The following is a 20,184-nucleotide window of genomic DNA, read 5'->3' on the forward strand; positions in this document are numbered from 1 at the left end:
GCCAAGGAGAACTCGCCATGGCACGAAAAGTCATCATCACCTGCGCCGTCACGGGGTCCATTCACACCCCGACGATGTCGCCCTACCTGCCGATCACGCCCGAACAGATTGCGACCGAAGCCATCGCCGCGGCGCAGGCGGGGGCCGCGGTACTGCACCTGCATGCGCGCAATCCCCAAGACGGCCGACCCACGCCGGACCCGGCGATCTACCGCCAGTTCCTGACGCATATCCACGCCGAGACCGATGCGGTCGTAAACATCACCACGGGGGGCGCTCACACGATGAGCCTGGACGAACGGCTGGCCGCCGCACTCGACGTCTCTCCGGAGATGGCGTCGTGCAACGTCGGCTCGCTCAACTTCGGCTTCTTCCCCGTCGTCGAAAAGATCAAGGAGTGGAAGTTTGACTGGGAGCCTGGATACCTCGAGGCGAGCCGCAACGCGATCTTCCGCAATACGTTCGGCGACATCGAACAGCTCTTTGAACGCTTGGCCAAGCCGCACGGTACGCGTTTCGAGTTCGAGTGCTACGACGTGGGTCACATCTACACGCTCAAGCACTTCGTCGACCGCGGCTACGTCAAGAATCCCTTCGTTCAGTTCGTACTCGGCATCCTGGGCGGCATCGGCCCGGACCCCGAGAACCTCACGCACATGAAGCACATCGCGGACAAGCTGCTCGGCGCCGACAACTACCAATGGAGCGTGCTTGGTGCCGGCCGCCACCAGATGCCGTTGGTGACGCAGGCGGCGTTGATGGGCGGCAATGTGCGGGTCGGCCTGGAGGACTCCTTGAACATCGGCCGCGGCCAACTCGCCAAATCGAATGCCGAGCAAGTGACCTTGATCCGTGAGGTCCTCGAACGGCTGGGCATGGAGATCGCCACTCCCACGGAAGCGCGACAGATCCTGAACCTCAAAGGCAAGGCGACTGTCCGGCTGTAACCCTCATTTTTCTCAGAGACAACCCAATGACAACGCAAACTTACGATGTAGCCGTGATCGGGATGGGCCCGACGGGCCTGACGCTCGCAGCGGCTTTGGCCCGCCGCGGACGCTCGGTCGTCATCGTCGAGAAGCATCCCAACTTCTATGGCGATCCGCGCGCGGGACACGTCGATCACGAAATCGTGCGCATCCTCCAATCGCTAGGGACCTGGGCGCCTGTCGCAGAGATCGCGGTGAAGGTCACCGAGTACGCGTACCGGAACCAACACGGCGAGTTGCTGATCGAGTTTAAACCCGACGCTGAAACCGTTTCCGGCTATCACTCCGACTACATGCAGTTCCAGCCGGTGCTGGAGAGCGCAGTCGCCGACGCCATCAAGACGCATCCCAAGGTGCGCTTTCTCCAAGGTTGGGAGGCAGTGGCGTTCGCTCAGGATGCCGAAGGCGTGGAGCTGTCGTTGAAGGCGTCTCCCGGCATTGCGCTGCCTGCCAAGAAAGGCGAGACGCAGTCGCTGCGGGCAAGCTACCTCGTGGGTGCCGATGGGGCGAACAGCTTTGTGCGCCGAACGCTTGGCATCGAATGCGACGACCTTGGCTTTAAGGAGACGTGGCTCGACGTGGACTGCCGCGTCAAGCGTCCCCTGAACCTGCAGACCTACTGTGGCCACATCTGCGACCCCAAGCGGCCGCGCGTTTCGCTTCCACTGGGCAAGCACCATCACCGTTGGGAGTGGTCGCTGCGCCCCGGCGAGACTGCCGAGCAGATGCTCAAGCCCGAAACCGCCTGGACGCTGCTGGCAGACGAAGGGGTCGGACCTGACGATGTCGAGATCCTGCGGCACATCCTTTACCAGTTCAGCGCGCTCATGGCCAAGCAATGGCGCGTAGGCCGGGTGATGCTGGCAGGTGACGCTGCGCATACGCAGCCGCCCTTCATGGGCCAGGGCATGTGCTCCGGCGTGCGCGATGCGCTCAACCTCGCTTGGAGGCTCGATGCAGTCGTCGGGGGCCTTGCCGCTGACTTGCTGCTGGACACCTACCAGGTCGAACGCTACCCCCACACGCAGGACTGGACGATGATTTCGATCGCGAGCGGCCAAGTGAGTTGCGTGCTCGACGAGCAGAAGGCCGCCGAACGCGATGCGCTGTTCCGCTCAGGCTTCAAGCCACCGATGCCGGAGTTTCCATATCTGAAGCAGGGCGTGCTCGATCTCCAGAGCGCTGATCGCGCTCCTGCCCTGATCGGCCGCCTAGCGCTCAATGCCAAGGTCGCCAAGGGGAGCGAAGGGGCGCTATTGGAAGACCTGTTCTATCAGGACGGCTGGATGGTGGTGTCGGTCAGCGGTCGGCCGGAGAAGTACCTGTCGCAGGAACAGACCGCTCGGCTGGAGGTCCTCGGGACGCGGTTTGTCCACCTCGGCGAGAAGGATGGTTCGGGCGTTGATGCCGTTGATATTGACGGAAAGTACCGCGCCTTCTTCGAACTTCACCAATGCGAGGTGATGGTCGTACGGCCGGACTTCTATGTGTTTGGAGCGGGCCGTGTTGCCGACCTCCCGCGCATCGTCGACCAGTTGTTCGCGCAGCTCGCCGCGCCGAGTGCTGTCCGCGTCGAGGCCTGACACCATGCAAGCAAGCCTCTTTGCAGACGGCTTCACCTGGCCGGAATCCCCGCGCTGGCATGCCGGCGCACTGTATCTGTCGGATTGCTACAACTTTCGGGTCGTCAAAGTCGTGCCGGGGAGTGCGCCGTTTACGGTGGCCCAGGTACCCGGTCGGCCATCAGGCCTGGCTTTCTTTCCCGATGGCCGACTGATCGTCGCCGGCGCGGTCGATCGCAAGCTCTGGTGGGTCCTGCCTTCCGGCGACCTTGAACTTGCCGTGGACCTTTCGTCACTCGCGACCGGCCAACTCAATGACATGGTCGTCGACGCTTGCGGGCGTGTCTGGGTCGGGGACACGGGGTTCGTGATGGAAGCTGGAGAAACGCCGAAGTCCGGTCGGTTGTTTTCCTGGACGCCTGGCAGTGAACCGCGCATCGCGGCGAACGAGATCATGTTCGCCAACGGTCTGGCAATCACTCCGGACGGTCGCACGCTCTATATCAACGAATCGTTCGCGAACCGTATCAGCGCCTTCGACCTAAGCGAAGACGGTGAACTGAAGAACCGTCGCGTTCACGCCAAGTTGCCCAATGGGCCTGATGGCCTGTGCCTCGACGCGGAAGGCGCTCTATGGGTCGCCATCCTGTTCGATCGCACCTTCATGTGCATCGGCAAAGACGGTGTTGAGCGGAACCGCCTCGTGTTCGACAAAGAACTGGCTGTGGCCTGCGTCTTCGGTGGAGACGACCGCAAGACGCTCTTCCTCGCCGTGGCCGAAAACGACTTTGCCAGCTCCGCGAGCGTCCCGGTCGGCCGAATTGTGCAGGCGCGACCATCTGCTGGCGGTGCTGGATTGCCTTGAACACAACGAATGGAAACAGAGTCATGACCACCGAATACGCCCTCGGCTATCTTCGCTTTGAAGTTTCGAATCTCGAGGCTTGGCGAACGCTGTTGACCGACGTGATGGGCTTGGTGCCAGGCGCCACCGGTGGTGCAACTACCGGCTTCCGCATGGACCGCTATGCGAGTCGGGTCCAGCTCGTGGAAGGCGCGCTTGACGACATCTGCGGCGTCGGTTTCGTTTCGCAGACGCAGGCCGGCTTCGACGCCGCATTGCAGCGGCTGGCCGCTGAGGGCGTGATCACGGAAGAGGGGAGCGATGCCGAAGCGCGAGAACGTCAGGTGCAGCGATTCGTGCGCTTCGTCGACCCGGACGGATCGCCACTGGAACTGGCTTACGGTCAGAAAGTAGCAGATGCTGAGTTCGCATCTCCGCTCGTGCCGGGCGGGTTCGAGGCGGACGAACTCGGCGTCGGACACATCATCCTTCCCAGCGCGGACCTGGGCCGCACGCAAGGGTTCTACGAACGTGTGCTCGGCGCACGCCTCTCCGACGTCGCAAAGCAGGCCGTAATGGGCGTCGAGCCCACCGTCGCGTTCATGTCGCTCAACCGGCGGCATCACTCCTTCGGCTTCCTGCACGGCGTGACGCTGCCCAAGCGCACTGCGCACTTTCAGGTGGAGGTCAACAGCGTCGAGGAGGTTGGTCAGGCGTTCGACCGCGCCCGCAATGCCGGCGTTCCGATCCTGCAGGAACTCGGCTCGCACCCGGAACACGCTTTCTCGTTTTATGCCGCCACCCCTTCCGGCTTCGCATGGGAGATTGGCACGGGAACCATCGAACTTGACGAGCAATGGAAGCCGCGTCAGCTCGATCGGTTCAGCGTCTGGGGGCATCGGTGGCTGGTCGCGCCAGGCAGCTGACGCACTTCTAAAACAGTTCTGGAGACATCATGGCTTATCTGCGCAACTCCTGGTATGTCGGCGCCTGGGCGGACGAAATCGCCCCTGAGGCCCTTTTTCACCGGACCCTGCTCGAGGAGCCGGTGCTCTTCTTCCGCAACACCCAAGGCGAGCTGAAAGCCATCAGCGACCGCTGCTCGCATCGCTTCGCGCCGCTGCACATGGGCACCCACTGCGGCGATAGCGTGGCCTGCGCCTATCACGGCTTGCGCTACGACGCGAGCGGCAAGTGCGTGCACAACCCCCATCAAGACGGCGCAATTCCGGCTGCCGCGAAGGTCAAGGCGTATCCGCTGGTCGAACGGCATCGCATCGCCTGGGTCTGGATGGGTGATCCTGCATTGGCCGATCCGAGTCGCATCCCTGACTTCTCATTCGCCGACGACCTGGTGCCCACGCAAATGAGCAAGGGCTACACGCTGGCCAGGAGCAACTATCAGCTGCTCTCCGACAACATCATGGACTTGAGCCACGTCGACTTCCTGCATCCGACGACGCTCGGGGCCAATGAACTGTCAAAGGTGAAGGCCACCTTCGCGGACAAAGGCGACGATGTCCAGATTTGTTGGTGGTCGCCAAACTCGAAGGCCTTCCCCGGCTTCGCTGCCTACCTTCCCGACGCCGACGCGCTCGCCGATCAGTGGACCGAGGTGATGTGGCACGCACCGGGATACATGCGTTTGGAGAATGGCGCCACCACCGCGGGCCGTCCCCGCGACGAGGGAGTGAACACCACCAACCTCCACCTGATGACCCCGGAGAGCGAAACCTCCACGCACTACTTCTTCCTCAACAGCCGCGACTTCGACGTCGCCAACGGTCCGCTCAATGACATGGCCGCGCAGATGCTGGCGGGGGTCTTCACCAACGAGGACAAGCCGATGGTGGAGGCCCAGCAGCGGTACATGGGAACGACGGACCTGATGGCCGCCAAGCCAGTGCTGCTGCCGATCGATGCCGGTGCGATGCGCTGCCGGCGGGTGCTGCAACGGCTGATCGAGAAGGAGAACGCCGTGGCGGCCGCTGCTGCAAAAACTGAGGCGACGGTTGCATCGACGATTCCGATCAGGGCCGTTCCCTGATTGCAATAAAACAAGACACCTCTCACCACGATGAACCTCGACTCCTTGCTGGGCGAATTGCGCCTGGGCCTCGGCGACGCCGCTGTGCTCTGCGGCGACGAGCTGCATGGCCGGGCGCTGGCGGACTGGAGCGGCATCGCCGCCGCGGCCCCGTCGGCCTTGCTGCAGCCTTCCTCGCCCGAAGGCGTTTCACTGGCGCTGCGGTTGTGCGAGCGGCACGGTCAGCGCGTTGTGGTCTCGGGCGGTCTCACGGGCCTCGCAGGAGGCGCCAATCCTCAGGCCGGGGAGGTCGTGCTGTCGCTGAGCAAGCTGACCCGGATCGAGCCGATAGACGAGGTCGGCGGCACGATTGTTGTGCAGGCGGGCGTGACGCTGCAGCAACTCCATGAGCATGTGATGGCCTTCGGCTGGTCGTTTCCGCTCGACCTCGGTGCACGCGGCAGCTGCCAGCTCGGAGGGAATGCAGCAACGAACGCGGGCGGCAATCGTGTGGTGCGCTTCGGGATGATGCGTGAACAGGTGCTCGGCCTCGAGGTGGCTCTGCCGGATGGCACGCTGTTAACGATGCTCGACCGTGTGGTCAAGAACAACGCGGGATTCGATCTCAAGCACCTATTCATCGGCTCGGAGGGAACCCTGGGCGTCATCACGCGCCTGTCGCTCGCTCTGGTGCCACTGGCGCTATCGAGCCAAACCGTCCTGTGCGCGCTGCCGTCGTTCGATGCGGCGACCCGGTTGTTGCAACGTGCGCGACAACGACTGCCTGGTCTGTCGTCCTTCGAACTGATGTGGGACAACTACTTCCAAGCCGCGCTTGACGCCGTAGGTGCGACACCGCCACTGACCGGCCGCTATCCGGTCTATGCGCTCATTGAGACCTTGGGCGCTGATGAACCCACCTCGGCTGTAGGAGTCGAGTCGCTACTCGAAGCCTGTATCGAAGACGGAACCGTCGACGATGCGGTGATCGCGCAATCTCTCGACCAGGCCCAGTCCCTGTGGGAGATTCGCGAAGCGATAGGGGAGCTGCTGAGCAAGTTCAAGCCGCATGTTGCCTTCGACGTGAGCGTACCGCTGTCGCACATGGGCGGCTTTGTCGAGGCGGCGATCGCGGACCTAGAAACCCGCTACCCCGACCTGCAGCACTTGTGCTTCGGCCATCTGGGCGATTGCAACCTGCACTTGCTATCGGGCCCGTGCCGCGATGACGCCCAAATGCTCGAGATCGAGGAGCTCATCTACGCCGCCGTGGGCCGAGCCGGCGGAAGCATCTCCGCGGAGCACGGCATCGGCGTCGTCAAGCGGCCTTTCCTCCACCACAGCCGCGATGAGGCGCAGATCGCCTTGATGGGCCGCCTCAAACACGCACTCGACCCAGCCGGCATCCTCAATGCAGGGCGGGTCTTCGAATCTTTTCCAGGAGCTCACAGTGTCTGAATCGTCTACCAATCCGATGGGTCTGATGGGGTTCGAGTTTGTCGAATTCGCATCGCCCATCCCCAACATGCTCGAGCCCTTGTTCGAGACGATGGGTTTCACCAAAGTCGCGGTGCATCGCTCGAAGAACGTGGTGCTGTACCGGCAGGGCGAGATCAACTTCATCGTGAACAACGAGCCGAACAGCATCCATGCCTACTTCGCGGCAGAGCACGGGCCCTCGGCCTGCGGCATGGCGTTCCGCGTCAAGGACGCGCACAAGGCGTATGCGAGGGCGCTCGAACTTGGAGCACAGCCCGTCGAACTGCCCACTGGCCCGATGGAGTTGCGCCTGCCCGCCATCAAGGGGATCGGGGGCGCCCCACTGTATCTGATCGATCGATTCGAACCCGGCAAGTCGATTTACGACATCGATTTCGAGTTCATCGAAGGTGTTGACCGCCATCCGAGGGGACACGGCCTGAAGCTGATCGATCACCTGACGCACAACGTCTATCGCGGGCGCATGGCGTACTGGGCACGCTTCTACGAACACTTGTTCAACTTCCGAGAGATCCGCTATTTCGACATCGCGGGAGAGTACACCGGACTTGCATCCAAAGCGATGACGGCACCGGACAATCTGATTCGCATCCCGCTGAACGAGGAATCGGCCAAGGGGTCTGGTCAGATCGAAGAGTTCCTGATGAAGTTCAACGGCGAGGGCATCCAGCACATTGCGCTGCTGACAGACGACATCCTCACCACGCTGGACGCCATGCAGTTGGCCGGATTCCAGACGATGCCCGCACCCAACGACATCTATTACGACGGCATCGAGAAGCGGGTTCCCGGCCACGGCGAGGACCTCGCTGCGCTGCAGGCGCGCGGCATCCTGCTCGATGGAAGCAACTCGAGCGACGGAAACAAGCGGCTCCTGCTGCAGATTTTCTCAGAGACAGTGCTCGGCCCCGTGTTCTTCGAAGTCATCCAGCGCAAGGGCGACGAAGGCTTCGGAGGGGGGAATTTCCTGGCGCTCTTCCAGTCGTTGGAGCAGGACCAGATTCGTCGCGGCGTGCTGAACGCGAACGCCGCAGCGAAGTGATGTGAATTGCGCCGACACGTTACGTCGGCAGCAGCAGAGAGAAAACACGAATCCAACAAAGGAGACTTCGATGAGGAGACAGATGAAGAGCAACGCTCGCATGCGCCACGCGTTGGCTTACGCCGCCAGCCTCGCTTGCGCACAGGCCAGTGCGATGTCGATAGACCTCGGGAACCCCGATCTCACCGCCCGATGGGACAACACTCTGAAGTATTCGAACGCGTTCCGACTCAAGGACGCGAACCCGGCGCTCATCGCCCCGACCGCAGCCAACAACGACGACGGCGATCGCAATTTCAACAAGGGACTCATCTCGAACCGATTCGACTTGTTCTCCGAATTCGACTTGGTCCATCGCGATGGCTATGGGGCCCGCCTGAGCGGCGCTGCCTGGTATGACAGTGTCTACAACCGCTCCAATGACAACCCCGGTTTCCAAGGAGGCGCGTTTCCCAACCAGGTTTCGGTGCCCTACAACGAGTTCACGGAAGCAACGCGCAACCTGCACGGCCGCAAGGCGGAGGTGCTCGATGCATTTGTGTTTGGCAAGTTCGATCTTGGGCAGAGCACCGCCAGTGTTCGCGTGGGGCAGCACTCTCAACTGTATGGAGAAACGCTGTTCTATGGCGTAAATGGCATCGCTGCGGCGCAGGCGCCGGTGGACGTGATCAAGCTGCTTTCCGTTCCGGGTACCCAGTTCAAGGAGGCCATCATGCCGGTGCCGCAGGCATCGGGCCAGGTACAGATCAACTCGAACGTATCGGTGGGCGCGTATTACCAGTTCCAGTTCAAACCCAACCGCCTTCCCGCCGTGGGAAGCTACTTCTCGCAGTCGGACGCTCTGCAAGACGGGGGCGAGAGACTGCTGCTGGGTCCGCTTGGCAGCGCGCCGCGCCTTGAGGACAGGGACGCCAAGAATAGCGGCCAGGGCGGTATCCAGCTGAAATGGCGTCTCGACGAGACCGATCTGGGCTTCTACGCGGTGCGGTTCCACGAGAAGACGCCCCAGCTCGTGAGCAACATCGCCTTTAACCCGATCATCAATGCTCCTCTGCCCGCGAGCTACCGACTGGTCTATCACGAAGGCATCACCGCATTTGGCGTCAGTGCATCCCGGTCGTTTGGCAATTTCAACTTCGCGGCTGAAGGCTCCATCCGCAACAATCAGGACTTGGCAAGTGCACAGGCAGCAGACCTCAGCGCACTGGGATTTCCACCCACCAACAACAGCAACAACCCGGGATACGCAGTCGGCAGGACGGCACATTTCAACCTGAATACGCTGGCGACGCTCGAGCGCACTCCCTTGTGGAATGAGGCCAGTCTCCTGGCGGAGATTGCCTGGAATCGCGTCCTTTCCGTCACAAAGAACGCGGCGGCTGTCGACACCAATTCGACCCGCGACGCGGTGGCGTTTCGGATGACCCTTGAGCCAACCTATCGGCAAGTGCTGCCGGGGTTAGACCTCGGAGTTCCGGTCGGCGTTGGCTATGCGCCTTCAAGCTCCCGCTCCCGCGCGCTAGGGCCTGGGAACTTTCCGGCTGCAGGCGGCGGTGACTTAAGTATCGGTCTGAACGGCAGCTACCTCGACGTCTGGCGCTTCACGCTTTCCTACACCCACTACTTTGGCACCGCGGCCCCGGTCCTGAACCCGACCGCCACGGCATACACATACCAACAGTCCCTTAAAGACCGCGACTTTGTCGCTTTCTCGTTGCGTCGCACTTTCTGATGGAGACAAGCATGAAGATCTACCGACCGTCAATCCTCCTGGCCAGCCTCGTGTGCGCCCTGGCTTGGGGCCCTGCTCAGGCCGCAGTATCGAACGAAGAAGCGGCCAAGCTCAAAAGCGAGCTGACCCCTCTCGGGGCAGAACGGGCAGGCAACAAGGACGGCTCGATCCCCGCGTGGACCGGGGCGCCCATTCCCTACGCAAACTACAAGTCGGGCGCCAAGCGGCCCGACCCGTTCGCCGCCGACAAGCCGCTTTATACGGTCACGGCGAAGAACATGGAGCAGTACGCCGACAAGCTGACCGATGGCACGAAGGCGCTGCTCAAAAAGTTTCCGGATACCTACAAGCTTGAGGTCTATCCGACACGGCGTACCGCAGCCGCGCCGCAATGGGTATACGACAACACCTTCAAGAACGCGACCACCGCGAAGATCGAAGCGGACAAGCCGGTAGGAGCTTTTGGCGGGATCCCTTTCCCGATTCCCCAGAGCGGTGCAGAAGTGATGAGCAATCACCTTCTGCGCTGGCGCGGGGGTGCCATCAAGACCGGGGTCCGTGCGTACCAGACCACGGCTGCGGGCCAGCGTGTGCTGATCGGAGAGTCCGTCACTGACGAACAGATGCCGTACTACTTTCAAGGCTCGCCGGCAGAGTTCGAGAAGCAGAACGACTACTGGACGTTGCGCATTCTGACGAGCGGGCCGCCTCTGCGCGCCGGAGAGGCCATTGCCGGGCGCGAGAACGTGGATGGCGACAAGACGCAGGTATGGGTCTACCTGCCGGGCCAACGGCGAGTGCGCAAACTGCCAAACGCCTGTTGCGACACGCCTTCGCCACCCACCGCCGGCTTGATGAATTTCGACGAGACCTTCGTCTTCATCGGACGCCTCGATCGTACGGACTTCAAGATCCTCGGCAAGAAGGAGATTCTGATTCCCTACAACACCAACGCGGTCCAGACGGCGGCGAGCGACGACGAGGTTTTGGGCAAGAACCACATGAACCCCGAGAAGCTGCGCTGGGAGCTGCACCGTGTTTGGCTGGTGGAGGCCGCCGTGCGAGCCGGTCAGCGCCACGTGACGCCCAAAAGCCTCTATTACGTCGACGAAGACTCGTGGTACGCCGTACTGGCCGACCGCTGGGACGCCAAGGGGCAGTTGTGGAAGACGATCTTCCAGTTGCCGTTCGCAGCACCCGACATGCCCGGCGTGGCATCGAACACCTTCGGCTACTACGACCTCCTTTCGGGTTCATGGTTCGTGCAAGGCCTCATGACCGAGGCGCCGATCCAATACCAACTCGTACCCCGCTACAAAGACAGCACCTTCACCCCTGATGCGCTCGCTGGGGAAGGCGTGCGGTGATGAAGCCAGGTTTGTATCCGGCTCTACTGGCGTTGCTGTGCGGCGCCGCGCACGCCAGTCCGCCGATGGCGTCGCCAATAGACCGGCCTGCGCTGCAGACGGCTCGCGCACAGCATGCGCTGACACTGGGCGTCGCTCGCGCGGGGTCCAGGCTGGTGGCGGTGGGTGAACGCGGCGTCGTGCTGTTGTCGGACGATGACGGCCGCGCATGGCGGCAGGTGCCGGTGCCCGTGAGCGTCACGCTGACGGCAGTGCGTTTCGCCGATGCGCAAAGCGGCTGGGCCTTGGGCCATGGGGGTGTCGTGCTGCACAGCCGTGACGGGGGCGGACATTGGACTCGCCAGCTCGATGGCCGCGAAATTATCGATCTGTTAAAGCGCCCTGGTCCGCATCGCAGTGCGGCTGCCGAGAAGCAACTGCAGCAGCTCGTGCTCGACGGACCGGACAAGCCTTTGCTCGACCTGTATGTGAAGTCTGAGAAGGAAGTCTTCGTCGTCGGGGCCTACGGTCTGGCGCTCAGGACGGACGACGGCGGCACAAGTTGGACCCCTATCCTCGACCGCTTTGATAACCCGAAGGGGTTGCACCTGAACGCGATCAGCGGCTTCGGCGACGTCGTGGTGGTTGTCGGAGAGCAGGGATTGGTGCAACGTTCCTCGGACGGGGGCGCGCGCTTCACATCGGTGGCGATGCCCTACAACGGTAGCTTCTTCGCCGTCCACGCCTCGTCCGACAACAGCGTCATCGTTGCAGGCTTGCGGGGGCAGGCATTTCGCTCCGCTGACGGCGGCGCAAGCTTCCAGCCACTGGCGTTGCCGGCGCCCCTGACGGTCAACGCGCTCGCGACGCGGGCGGACGGTGGGGTGCTGTTGGCCAACCAAGCCGGCATGGTCTTTGCCGCCGCGCCAGGCGCATCGGCAGCGACGCCACTGGGGCTGCCACCGGTGCCGCTCATGTCTTCGCTGGTCGCCGCTGCCGACGGCACGTTCGTGGCTGCCGGCGCCTATGGCCCGGTTCGACTGGAAAAGAGCAGGGCCCCATGAGCAACGTTGATTTCGATCCCCGTGGCGGATCACTGGCCGAGCGCGCGATTTTCAACTACCGCGCCTGGGCCCTGGGGCTATTCACCGTCATCACGCTGGTCCTCGCTTGGCAGGCTCTCTCGCTGAAGCTGAATGCCAGCTTCGAGAAGATGATTCCGACCCGGCATCCGTTCATCGCGAACTACCTGACTAACAAGGACGAGCTGACCGGCTTGGGCAATGCGCTACGCATCGCCGTCGCCAATCCTGCCGGGGAGATCTACGACGCGCCCTACCTCGACACGCTGCGCCAGTTGAGCGACGAGGTCTTCCTGCTGCCCGGCGTCGACCGGCCGTTCATGAAGTCGCTCTGGACGCCCAACGTGCGCTGGGTCGCCGTCACGGAAGACGGGCTCGATGGAGGCCCGGTCATCCCCGACGGCTATGACGGCAAGGACGCGAAGCTCGCGGAACTTCGAACCAATGTCGCGCGCTCGGGCGAGATCGGGCAACTCGTGGCGTTGGATGGCAGGTCGAGCATCATCCATGTGCCGTTGCTGCCGGACGGCGCGCGCCGCGGGGAGGGGATCGACTACAGCGCACTTTCGCAACAGCTGGAAGCACTGCGCGCCAAATACGAGGCGCGCGGCGTCACGATCCACATCACCGGTTTCGCCAAGGTTGTGGGCGACCTCATGGCCGGGCTGAAGAGCATTTTGCTGTTCTTCGCGGTGGCCATTGTGCTCACGACGGTCGCGCTGTACCTGTTCACGCGCTGCGCGCGCAGCACACTGTTGGTGGTGTCGTGCTCGCTGGTGGCGGTGGTGTGGCAACTCGGCCTGCTGACAGTATTGGGCAAGCAGCTCGACGCCTACTCGGTGCTGGTGCCCTTTCTGGTGTTTGCCATCGGCATGAGCCACGGCGCGCAGAAGATGAACGGCATCATGCAGGACATCGGGCGCGGAATGGATAAGCTGGTCGCCGCCCGGCTGACCTTTCGCCGCCTGTTCCTCGCCGGGCTGACGGCGCTACTATGCGACGCGGTTGGCTTCGGCGTCCTGGCAGTCATCCGCATCGAGGTGATCCAGGACCTGGCGATGATCGCAAGCATCGGTGTCGCTGTCCTTATCTTCACCAACCTGATCCTGCTGCCGATCCTTCTCAGCTACATCGGCGTCAGTCCTACTGCCGCAGCGCGCAGCCTGCGGGACGAACAGCGCGACGAAGCAGGGGCCGAGCGGCATCCGCTGTGGCGCTTTCTAGACCTGTTCACGCGCCGCCGCTGGGCGCTCGGTGCGATCGCGGGCGCGCTGGCGCTGGGCGTGGCGGGCTTCGTCGTCAGCCTGGATCTCCGGGTCGGCGACCTCGACCCCGGTGCGCCCGAGCTGCGAGCGGACAGCCGTTACAACCGGGACAATGCCTTCATCGCCGCGCACTATGGCGCCAACAGCGACCTCTTCGCCGTCATGGTCAAGACGCCGCCAGGCCAATGCGCGCAGTACGACACTTTGATGCGGGTGGACGCTCTGGAGTGGGCCCTGTCTGGACTGCCTGGTGTAGATTCGACCAGTTCACTGGCACTCCTGAACCGCCGCATGCTCACGGGGCTCAACGAGGGGAGCGCCAAGTGGTACGACCTCATCGCCAATCAGCAGATGCTCAATAGCGTCACTGCTGGTGCGCCTCGCGGGTTGTACAACGAAAGTTGTTCGTTGCTGCCGGTCCTTGTCTATCTCAAGGACCACCGGGCCGACACGCTCGCCAGCGTGGTGGCGCTGGCCGATTCGTTCGCGAAGGAGCACAGCACGCCCGAGGCGCAGTTCCTGCTCGCCGCCGGCAGCGCCGGCATCGAGGCCGCGACGAACATCGTGGTCCACCAAGCCAATCGTGAAATGCTGCTGTGGGTTTATGCCGCGGTGACTCTGCTGTGTCTCATCACCTTCCGCTCATGGCGCGCGGTGCTGTGCGCCATGCTTCCCCTGGTGTTGACATCGATTCTCTGCGAGGCGTTGATGGTTGTTCTGGGCATCGGGGTCAAGGTCGCCACGCTCCCCGTGATCGCGCTCGGCGTGGGCATTGGTGTGGACTACGCTCTGTATGTGATGAGCATCGTCCTGGCGCAGATGCGCGCAGGTGCGAGCCTTTCTGAAGCCTACTACCGCGCGTTGCTGTTCACGGGCAAGGTGGTGCTGCTGACTGGAGTCACGCTGGCGATCGGAGTGCTTACCTGGGTGCTTTCTCCCATCAAGTTCCAAGCCGACATGGGATTGCTGTTGGCCTTCATGTTCATCGGCAACATGGCAGGCGCGCTCATTCTCCTGCCGGCATTGGCGCATTTCTTGTTGAAACCTTCGCGCACACCTGCGCCCGCACACACCGAGTCGGCGATGGTATTGGGAAGCGGAGCCATGGGAGTTGCGCAATGACCGGGGACACGCATCTCGTGAAAGTGGCTCGAAAGTCCGTCGAAGCCGTGGACATCGCTTCGTTCGAGCTGGTGGCGATGGAGGGAGAACGGTTGCCCGCGTTTGCGGCGGGCTCGCATATCGACGTCCATGTTCCGGGGGGACCGGTCCGCCAATATTCTTTGTGCAACGACCCGGCTGAATCACACCGCTATTTGATCGGTGTACTGCGCGATGCCGCTTCGAGGGGCGGATCGAGCACGATGCACGATTCCGTTAGCGAAGGCGACGTGCTGACGGTCAGCTCTCCGAAGAATCATTTCTCGCTCGCCAAGGCTGCGCAGCGGAGCTTGCTGCTTGCTGGTGGGATCGGCGTGACACCGATCCTTTGTATGGCCGAGCGCTTGGCGGCGACTGGGGCGGCGTTCACGATGCACTATTGCACGCGGTCAAGGGAGCGGACCGCCTTCGTTGATCGAATCAGCGCGTCAAGCTTCGCCAGTCAGGTCTGCTTCCACCATGACGACGCAGACCCCTCCCAAAGGCTGGATCTCGCGAGTCTGCTGGCCACTCCCGTGCTGGGCACCCACCTCTATGTCTGTGGACCTCTGGGCTTCATGAATGCTGTGCTCGATGCCGCACGGAGTAGCGGCTGGGCGGAGGAACAGTTGCACTACGAGTTCTTCGCTGCCGCAGCGGTGTCGTCGGACGCTGATCAGAACTTCGAGGTGCAACTCGCAAGTTCCGGACGAGTGATCCCGGTGAAGAAAGAACAGAGCATCGTCCAGGCGCTGAGCGCCGCCGGGGTCGAGGTTCCGACTTCCTGCGAGCAGGGGGTATGTGGTACTTGCCTGACCCGCGTGCTCGAAGGCGAGCCCGACCATCGGGACATGTACCTCACCCCCGAAGAGCAAGCCCGGAACGACCAGATGCTGGTGTGCTGCTCGCGTGCGAGCAGCGCGCGGCTCGTGCTCGATCTCTAACCAATCCAAAGGAAAACCCGATGTCGCCCGTGAAGTTGTTTGCCCAATTCAGGGACTTGCCCCGCGAAAGCCTGTTTGACGGCAAGTTCGAGCGTTGCGCCGTGCGCAGTGACGGCGCCATGTCTGTCTTCAACTGGCTGAAGCCGGGCCTGCCGGACTTTCCGCCGCACGACCATCCCTTCGATCAACTAGTCTTCATCTTCGAAGGAACGATGGAGCTGACCGTCGGCGACGTCCCCTACCTGCTGACGCCGGGGAGCGTCCTGCGCATACCCGCCGGCGTGCCGCACAAGGCTCGCGTGGTGGGCGAGGAGACCGTGCTGAACATCGACATCTTCTCGCCGGTCCGAGAAGACTACGCGCAACTTCTGCGCAATCCGCCTGACGAGTACGGTCCGACCAGCGCAGACGCGGGGGAGGCGCAATGAGTGCCGATCTGCTTCCGGGCGGCGTCACGCCGCAAGAACGTGCCCATGTCGAGGCGTTGATCATCGACGGCGCCTGGCGCGTCGATCACGGGCAGGCCGACACCGTATGGGAACAGTGCACCGAGGACGCGGTGCTTTTCGGAATGCGGCCTAACGAAGACATCGTCGGGCGTGAAGCGATCAAGGCTTGGGGAAGAACCCGGGCCTCGGCCCAGCGCACTACGCGTCATGTGGTGACCAATGTCCGGGTCTATCGCGATGCGTCGGGCGACTTGCGCAGCACCTCAACCTTGACGATGTATCGCCATGAAGGTTCGGGGACGGGTTCGGCCGCCCCCTTCATGGTGGGTGACTATGAGGACAAGTACGAGCAAAACGCCGATGGCCGCCTGCTGATGGCCGAGCGCCGGATCGTCTGGGCCTTCATGAGCCCGAACTCATGATGCGCGCAGCGGCCGTGATCAAGACAGAGAGCATTCGAGGGCGCATTGCCCTGATGGTTGCGCACTGCGCCGGCATGATCGACTTGGTGGCGCTGCCGATCTGGGTGGGCACCTTGATCGCGCATCACGGCTTCAATCCGCAGCAAGCGGGCGTCGTGGTGACGCTTTTCCTCGGCGGTGCGGTCGCAGCCAGTCTTCTCGTTGCGCGTCTTTTCCCCCTTCTCTCAGGACGTCGCGTGGCACCGATCGGCTACGCGGTCGCGGCCATCGCGTTGGTTTGCGCGTCGTCGACCCGCGACTTCGGTGCCCTTGCAGGCCTGCACGCCACGGGTGGCTTCGCGGCAGGCATTAGCTTGAGCCTCACCCATGGAACCATTGGGCGCACTGTGAACCCGCATCGGCTGTTCGCACTCGTAGGGATGGCCCTGGGCATTTTCGCGCCGATCTTCATGGTGGGAACGTTGAGGATCGTAGGCGCCTTCGGCGGGCAGGCCCTGTTCTACGTGTTGGGCGGCATCATGGCGCTGGCCGCGATCGTGTGCTGCTTTGCCTTCCCGCAGTGTAATGCCGCGCCGGCGAGAGAGGCGACGGCAACGCGGATCAATGCGCCGATGCCCCGCATCGCATGGGCGGCGATCCTGGGTATTAGCTGCATCACCCTGGTTCAGGCAATGATGTTCAGCTTCGTCGAACGCATGGGCATCGAGCGCGGCTTCGACGCTGCGAATGTGGCCTCGGTGCTGGTCGCGGTCGGCGTGGTGAACATGTTTCCCGCAGCCCTGGCGGGGTGGCTGCAAGGTCGCCTGAATCCTCGGCTGGTGTTGGTGGTCGGGCCTGTATTGCAGTGCATCCTGTCCTTGGTGATCACACAGACGTCGAGGTTCGAGCCTTATGCCGTAGGTGCAGCGGTGTTCGTTGCCGTCTTGGTATTCACCCATACCTTTGCCTTCGGCTTGTTAGCGGAGATCGATTCGACCGGTCGGGCCACATCGGCGACGCCTGCCATGACCATGATCGGCTCGGCCATCGGACCCGTGCTCGGGGGAACGCTCGTCGTGGCTTTTGGCTACGGAGGATTGGGCATCGCGGCCGCCGCGATCGATGGGGTGGCGATCATCTTTTTTTCGCGTCTTCTCGTGCGACGTCGACTTCAAAAGGCGGTCGCCTGAAGAGATAGCGCAATCATCAAAGCAGCGGGCGCCGAAGCGCCCGGTAGGAGAAAACCATGTTTATCAAGAATTGCTGGTATGTCATCGCCTGGGACAAGGAAGTGCCAGCTGAGGGGCTCTTAGCCCGTACGGTCATCAACGTTCCGTTGGTGTTATGGCGCGATACTCAGGGCAAGGTCATTGCCTTTGAAGATCGCTGCTGTCACCGCGGTGCTCCTTTGTCTATGGGGCGCAAGGAGGGCGGCGACTGCGTGCGTTGCATGTACCACGGCCTCGTATTCGACAAGACCGGGCAATGCGTGGCAGCACCTGCACAGAATCGGATCCCTCCCCAGATGAAGGTCAGAGCCTTTCCTGTGGTCGAGACGCATCGGTGGGTGTGGGTCTGGATGGGCGATCCAGCATTGGCGGACGAGAAGCTCATCCCGCAGACGCCATGGCTTGACCATCCGGAGTGGCGCTCGCTCGACGGCTATCTGCACTACGACACGAACTACCTGCTCATCGCCGACAACCTGCTTGACTTCTCTCATCTTCCCTACCTTCACCCGACTTCGGTCGGGGGTTCGCACGACTATGCATCCGTGTTGCCTAAGGTCGAGCGGCGTGAGCGCGGCGTGTACCTCACCAAGTGGGTCAAAGACACCGACCCGCCAGCCTACTCGGCCAAGTACGGTAACTACCCTCCAGGCCAGAAGGTGGACCGCTGGATGTTCTACGAATTCCAGGTGCCGGGCGTGTTGCTGATGGACTCTGGCATGGTGCCCGCCGGCAACAATGCCGCCGAGGGCGAGCGCGTGAACGCCATCGCGTTCCGCGGATGCCAGGCGCTAACGCCGGAGACTGACAACTCAACGCACTACTTCTTCGCCCACTGCCACAATTTTTTGATCGACCAACCCGAGGTCACTCAATCGATCCACAACGGCATCCTCACCGCGTTCGAGGAGGATCGTCAAATGATCACGCTCCAGGATCGAAACCTGCGCTTGGACCCCACCTTCAAGATGCAGCCGCTTTCGGTCGATGCCGGCCTGGGCCAGTTCCGGTGGGTCGTAGATCAGATGATCAAGCGCGAGCAATCCGAAGAGCCACACGCTGCTGCGTGAGGTGATTGTGTCGTGGCCTTCAAGGATCTGCGGATCCGCCTCGCTCAGGATCGCGGCTGTGCTCAAGGCCGTCTCGGCGTGAGGGTCGAAGCAATCGCTGTTTGCGCCGCGAGGCGCGCGCAGTCCACCTGGTCGCCATTCTGTCAATTGAGTGAGCGCCTGAACCGACAGCTTGCATTGCAGAGAAAGTCGCGGCGTCCGCCGCATTCCGCCGATGAACGGCGTCAACAAGCAAGGAAAGAAGATGAGCAGCAGCAACCGTGGCGTGGCCTACGTCAAACAAGGGGTGGTTGAGGTCCAAAGCATTCCGTTTCCAAAACTGGAAGACCCTCGTGGGAAGCGCATCGATCATGGTGTGATTCTCAAGGTCGTCTCCACCAATATCTGCGGATCTGATCAACATATGGTGCGCGGACGTACGACTGCTCCGGCGGGTTTGATCCTCGGCCACGAGATCACTGGCGAAGTGCTCGAGGTGGGCCGTGATGTCGAAACTTTGAAAAGGGGCGATCTGGTTTCGGTGCCCTTCAACGTGGCATGCGGGCGCTGCCGCACGTGCAAGGAGCAGCACACGGGTGTGTGTTTGACCGTAAACCCGGCCCGGGCTGGGGGCGCATACGGCTATGTGGATATGGGCGGCTGGGTCGGTGGCCAAGCCGAGTATGTGATGGTGCCGTATGCGGACTTCAACTTGTTGAAGTTCCCCGATTCGGCGCAGGCGATGGAGAAGATTCGCGATCTGACATGCCTGTCCGACATCCTCCCGACTGGATACCACGGCGCCGTGATGGCGGGAGTGGGTCCGGGCAGCACCGTTTACGTAGCCGGGGCTGGGCCTGTCGGCTTGGCTGCAGCGGCGTCGGCCGACCTCTTGGGCGCGGCGGTGGTCATCGTCGGAGATGTGAATCCGGCGCGTTTGGTCCATGCGGCCACTTCGGGGTTCAAGACCGTCGATCTATCGAAGGACGCGACCCTGGCCGAGCAGATCGCGCAGATCCTGGGCGTGCCAGAAGTTGATTGCGCAATTGACGCTGTCGGCTTCGAGGCGCGGGGTCATGGACACGAAGGTGCGCAGCACGAAGCGCCCGCGACGGTCTTGAATTCTCTGATGGAGGTGACGCGTGAGGCGGGCAAGATTGGCATTCCTGGTCTGTACGTGACAGATGATCCGGGGGCCCTCGACGCCGCGGCAAAGAAGGGAGCACTAAGCATTCGCCTTGGCTTGGGCTGGGCCAAGTCGCACAGTTTCTTCACAGGTCAAACTCCGGTAATGAAATACAACCGTGCGCTCATGCAGGCTATCCTGTGGGACAAGATTCGCATTGCCGAGGTGGTCGGCGTGCAGGTGATTTCGCTGGAGGAGGCTCCGCTTGGCTACGCGGCCTTCGACGCGGGCGCGCCCAAGAAGTTTGTCATGGATCCGCACGGCCTTCTGGAAAAGACGGCTTGATTTTTTCGACAGCGGCAACGGGGGCATGGGACCCCCATGACCCGCTTCTGCCGCTCGGAGATGTCTTGCTCGGCTTCGCCCCTGCCATTCCAGCTTTGAGTTGGGTCGGCCGG

17 protein-coding genes are annotated in these 20,184 nt (G+C 62.5%); all 17 read left to right on the forward strand.

Annotated features, from left to right (window positions below):
- The first annotated feature begins 17 nt into the window (after positions 1-17).
- Positions 18-947 (forward strand): 3,5-dioxohexanoate:acetyl-CoA acetone transferase, encoded by a 930-nt coding sequence (gene kce / locus QTI33_RS09745; protein ID WP_286505594.1) that lies wholly within the window; start codon positions 18-20, stop codon positions 945-947.
- Between the two features lie 26 nt (positions 948-973).
- The gene (gene mhpA, locus QTI33_RS09750) at positions 974-2,572 is read left to right on the forward strand and encodes a bifunctional 3-(3-hydroxy-phenyl)propionate/3-hydroxycinnamic acid hydroxylase MhpA (RefSeq protein WP_286505595.1); all 1,599 of its coding nucleotides are present in this window, start codon (positions 974-976) and stop codon (positions 2,570-2,572) included.
- A gap of 4 nt (positions 2,573-2,576) precedes the next feature.
- Positions 2,577-3,416, forward strand: a complete 840-nt coding sequence (locus QTI33_RS09755; protein ID WP_286505596.1) for an SMP-30/gluconolactonase/LRE family protein — start codon at positions 2,577-2,579, stop codon at positions 3,414-3,416.
- 23 nt (positions 3,417-3,439) lie between these two features.
- A complete protein-coding gene (locus tag QTI33_RS09760; protein WP_286505597.1) occupies positions 3,440-4,321 on the forward strand; it encodes a VOC family protein in 882 nt (293 codons plus the stop codon).
- Between the two features lie 29 nt (positions 4,322-4,350).
- Positions 4,351-5,442, forward strand: a complete 1,092-nt coding sequence (locus tag QTI33_RS09765; RefSeq protein ID WP_286505598.1) for a Rieske 2Fe-2S domain-containing protein — start codon at positions 4,351-4,353, stop codon at positions 5,440-5,442.
- Positions 5,443-5,472: 30 nt separating this feature from the next.
- Positions 5,473-6,879 (forward strand): FAD-binding oxidoreductase, encoded by a 1,407-nt coding sequence (locus QTI33_RS09770; protein ID WP_286505599.1) that lies wholly within the window; start codon positions 5,473-5,475, stop codon positions 6,877-6,879.
- Entirely contained in the window at positions 6,833-7,963 is a 1,131-nt protein-coding gene (gene hppD / locus QTI33_RS09775; RefSeq protein ID WP_444814823.1) for a 4-hydroxyphenylpyruvate dioxygenase, read from the forward strand. The genes QTI33_RS09770 and hppD overlap by 47 nt, the downstream gene beginning before the upstream one ends.
- Positions 7,964-8,045: 82 nt before the next feature.
- Positions 8,046-9,695: a DUF1302 domain-containing protein gene (locus tag QTI33_RS09780; protein WP_286505601.1), complete on the forward strand. Its 1,650-nt coding sequence runs from the start codon at positions 8,046-8,048 to the stop codon at positions 9,693-9,695.
- Positions 9,696-9,706: 11 nt separating this feature from the next.
- A complete protein-coding gene (locus QTI33_RS09785) occupies positions 9,707-11,062 on the forward strand; it encodes a DUF1329 domain-containing protein (protein WP_286505603.1) in 1,356 nt (451 codons plus the stop codon).
- Positions 11,062-12,105, forward strand: coding sequence for a WD40/YVTN/BNR-like repeat-containing protein (locus tag QTI33_RS09790; RefSeq protein ID WP_286505604.1), 1,044 nt, complete (start codon positions 11,062-11,064; stop codon positions 12,103-12,105). The genes QTI33_RS09785 and QTI33_RS09790 overlap by 1 nt, the downstream gene beginning before the upstream one ends.
- Positions 12,102-14,510, forward strand: a complete 2,409-nt coding sequence (locus QTI33_RS09795) for an efflux RND transporter permease subunit (protein ID WP_286505607.1) — start codon at positions 12,102-12,104, stop codon at positions 14,508-14,510. Before QTI33_RS09790 ends, QTI33_RS09795 begins: the two co-directional genes overlap by 4 nt.
- Positions 14,507-15,472, forward strand: coding sequence for a PDR/VanB family oxidoreductase (locus QTI33_RS09800; protein ID WP_286505608.1), 966 nt, complete (start codon positions 14,507-14,509; stop codon positions 15,470-15,472). The genes QTI33_RS09795 and QTI33_RS09800 overlap by 4 nt, the downstream gene beginning before the upstream one ends.
- A 20-nt stretch (positions 15,473-15,492) precedes the next feature.
- The gene (locus tag QTI33_RS09805) at positions 15,493-15,900 is read left to right on the forward strand and encodes a cupin domain-containing protein (RefSeq protein WP_286505609.1); all 408 of its coding nucleotides are present in this window, start codon (positions 15,493-15,495) and stop codon (positions 15,898-15,900) included.
- Positions 15,897-16,343: a nuclear transport factor 2 family protein gene (locus tag QTI33_RS09810; RefSeq protein ID WP_286505610.1), complete on the forward strand. Its 447-nt coding sequence runs from the start codon at positions 15,897-15,899 to the stop codon at positions 16,341-16,343. Before QTI33_RS09805 ends, QTI33_RS09810 begins: the two co-directional genes overlap by 4 nt.
- The gene (locus QTI33_RS09815) at positions 16,340-17,512 is read left to right on the forward strand and encodes an MFS transporter (protein WP_286505611.1); all 1,173 of its coding nucleotides are present in this window, start codon (positions 16,340-16,342) and stop codon (positions 17,510-17,512) included. Before QTI33_RS09810 ends, QTI33_RS09815 begins: the two co-directional genes overlap by 4 nt.
- Positions 17,513-17,568: 56 nt before the next feature.
- Complete coding sequence (locus QTI33_RS09820; RefSeq protein ID WP_286505613.1) at positions 17,569-18,621, forward strand: aromatic ring-hydroxylating dioxygenase subunit alpha; 1,053 nt, start codon at positions 17,569-17,571, stop codon at positions 18,619-18,621.
- Between the two features lie 244 nt (positions 18,622-18,865).
- Complete coding sequence (gene fdhA, locus QTI33_RS09825) at positions 18,866-20,071, forward strand: formaldehyde dehydrogenase, glutathione-independent (protein WP_286505763.1); 1,206 nt, start codon at positions 18,866-18,868, stop codon at positions 20,069-20,071.
- The last annotated feature ends 113 nt before the right edge of the window (positions 20,072-20,184 follow it).

It is taken from the genome of Variovorax davisae (assembly GCF_030316845.1).
In the GTDB taxonomy this organism is placed as follows: Bacteria; Pseudomonadota; Gammaproteobacteria; order Burkholderiales; family Burkholderiaceae_C; genus Variovorax; species Variovorax davisae.

Excerpts from the sequence above, each read along its gene's own strand:
- QTI33_RS09790 (WP_286505604.1), top strand. The coding sequence starts at position 11,062 with ATGAAGCCAGGTTTGTATCCGGCTCTACTGGCGTTGCTGTGCGGCGCC.
- QTI33_RS09760 (WP_286505597.1), top strand. The coding sequence starts at position 3,440 with ATGACCACCGAATACGCCCTCGGCTATCTTCGCTTTGAAGTTTCGAAT.
- QTI33_RS09795 (WP_286505607.1), top strand. The coding sequence starts at position 12,102 with ATGAGCAACGTTGATTTCGATCCCCGTGGCGGATCACTGGCCGAGCGC.
- QTI33_RS09800 (WP_286505608.1), top strand. The coding sequence starts at position 14,507 with ATGACCGGGGACACGCATCTCGTGAAAGTGGCTCGAAAGTCCGTCGAA.
- mhpA (WP_286505595.1), top strand. The coding sequence starts at position 974 with ATGACAACGCAAACTTACGATGTAGCCGTGATCGGGATGGGCCCGACG.
- QTI33_RS09770 (WP_286505599.1), top strand. The coding sequence starts at position 5,473 with ATGAACCTCGACTCCTTGCTGGGCGAATTGCGCCTGGGCCTCGGCGAC.
- QTI33_RS09810 (WP_286505610.1), top strand. The coding sequence starts at position 15,897 with ATGAGTGCCGATCTGCTTCCGGGCGGCGTCACGCCGCAAGAACGTGCC.
- QTI33_RS09780 (WP_286505601.1), top strand. The coding sequence starts at position 8,046 with ATGAAGAGCAACGCTCGCATGCGCCACGCGTTGGCTTACGCCGCCAGC.
- QTI33_RS09785 (WP_286505603.1), top strand. The coding sequence starts at position 9,707 with ATGAAGATCTACCGACCGTCAATCCTCCTGGCCAGCCTCGTGTGCGCC.
- kce (WP_286505594.1), top strand. The coding sequence starts at position 18 with ATGGCACGAAAAGTCATCATCACCTGCGCCGTCACGGGGTCCATTCAC.
- QTI33_RS09820 (WP_286505613.1), top strand. The coding sequence starts at position 17,569 with ATGTTTATCAAGAATTGCTGGTATGTCATCGCCTGGGACAAGGAAGTG.
- hppD (WP_444814823.1), top strand. The coding sequence starts at position 6,833 with ATGCAGGGCGGGTCTTCGAATCTTTTCCAGGAGCTCACAGTGTCTGAA.
- QTI33_RS09815 (WP_286505611.1), top strand. The coding sequence starts at position 16,340 with ATGATGCGCGCAGCGGCCGTGATCAAGACAGAGAGCATTCGAGGGCGC.
- QTI33_RS09805 (WP_286505609.1), top strand. The coding sequence starts at position 15,493 with ATGTCGCCCGTGAAGTTGTTTGCCCAATTCAGGGACTTGCCCCGCGAA.
- fdhA (WP_286505763.1), top strand. The coding sequence starts at position 18,866 with ATGAGCAGCAGCAACCGTGGCGTGGCCTACGTCAAACAAGGGGTGGTT.
- QTI33_RS09755 (WP_286505596.1), top strand. The coding sequence starts at position 2,577 with ATGCAAGCAAGCCTCTTTGCAGACGGCTTCACCTGGCCGGAATCCCCG.
- QTI33_RS09765 (WP_286505598.1), top strand. The coding sequence starts at position 4,351 with ATGGCTTATCTGCGCAACTCCTGGTATGTCGGCGCCTGGGCGGACGAA.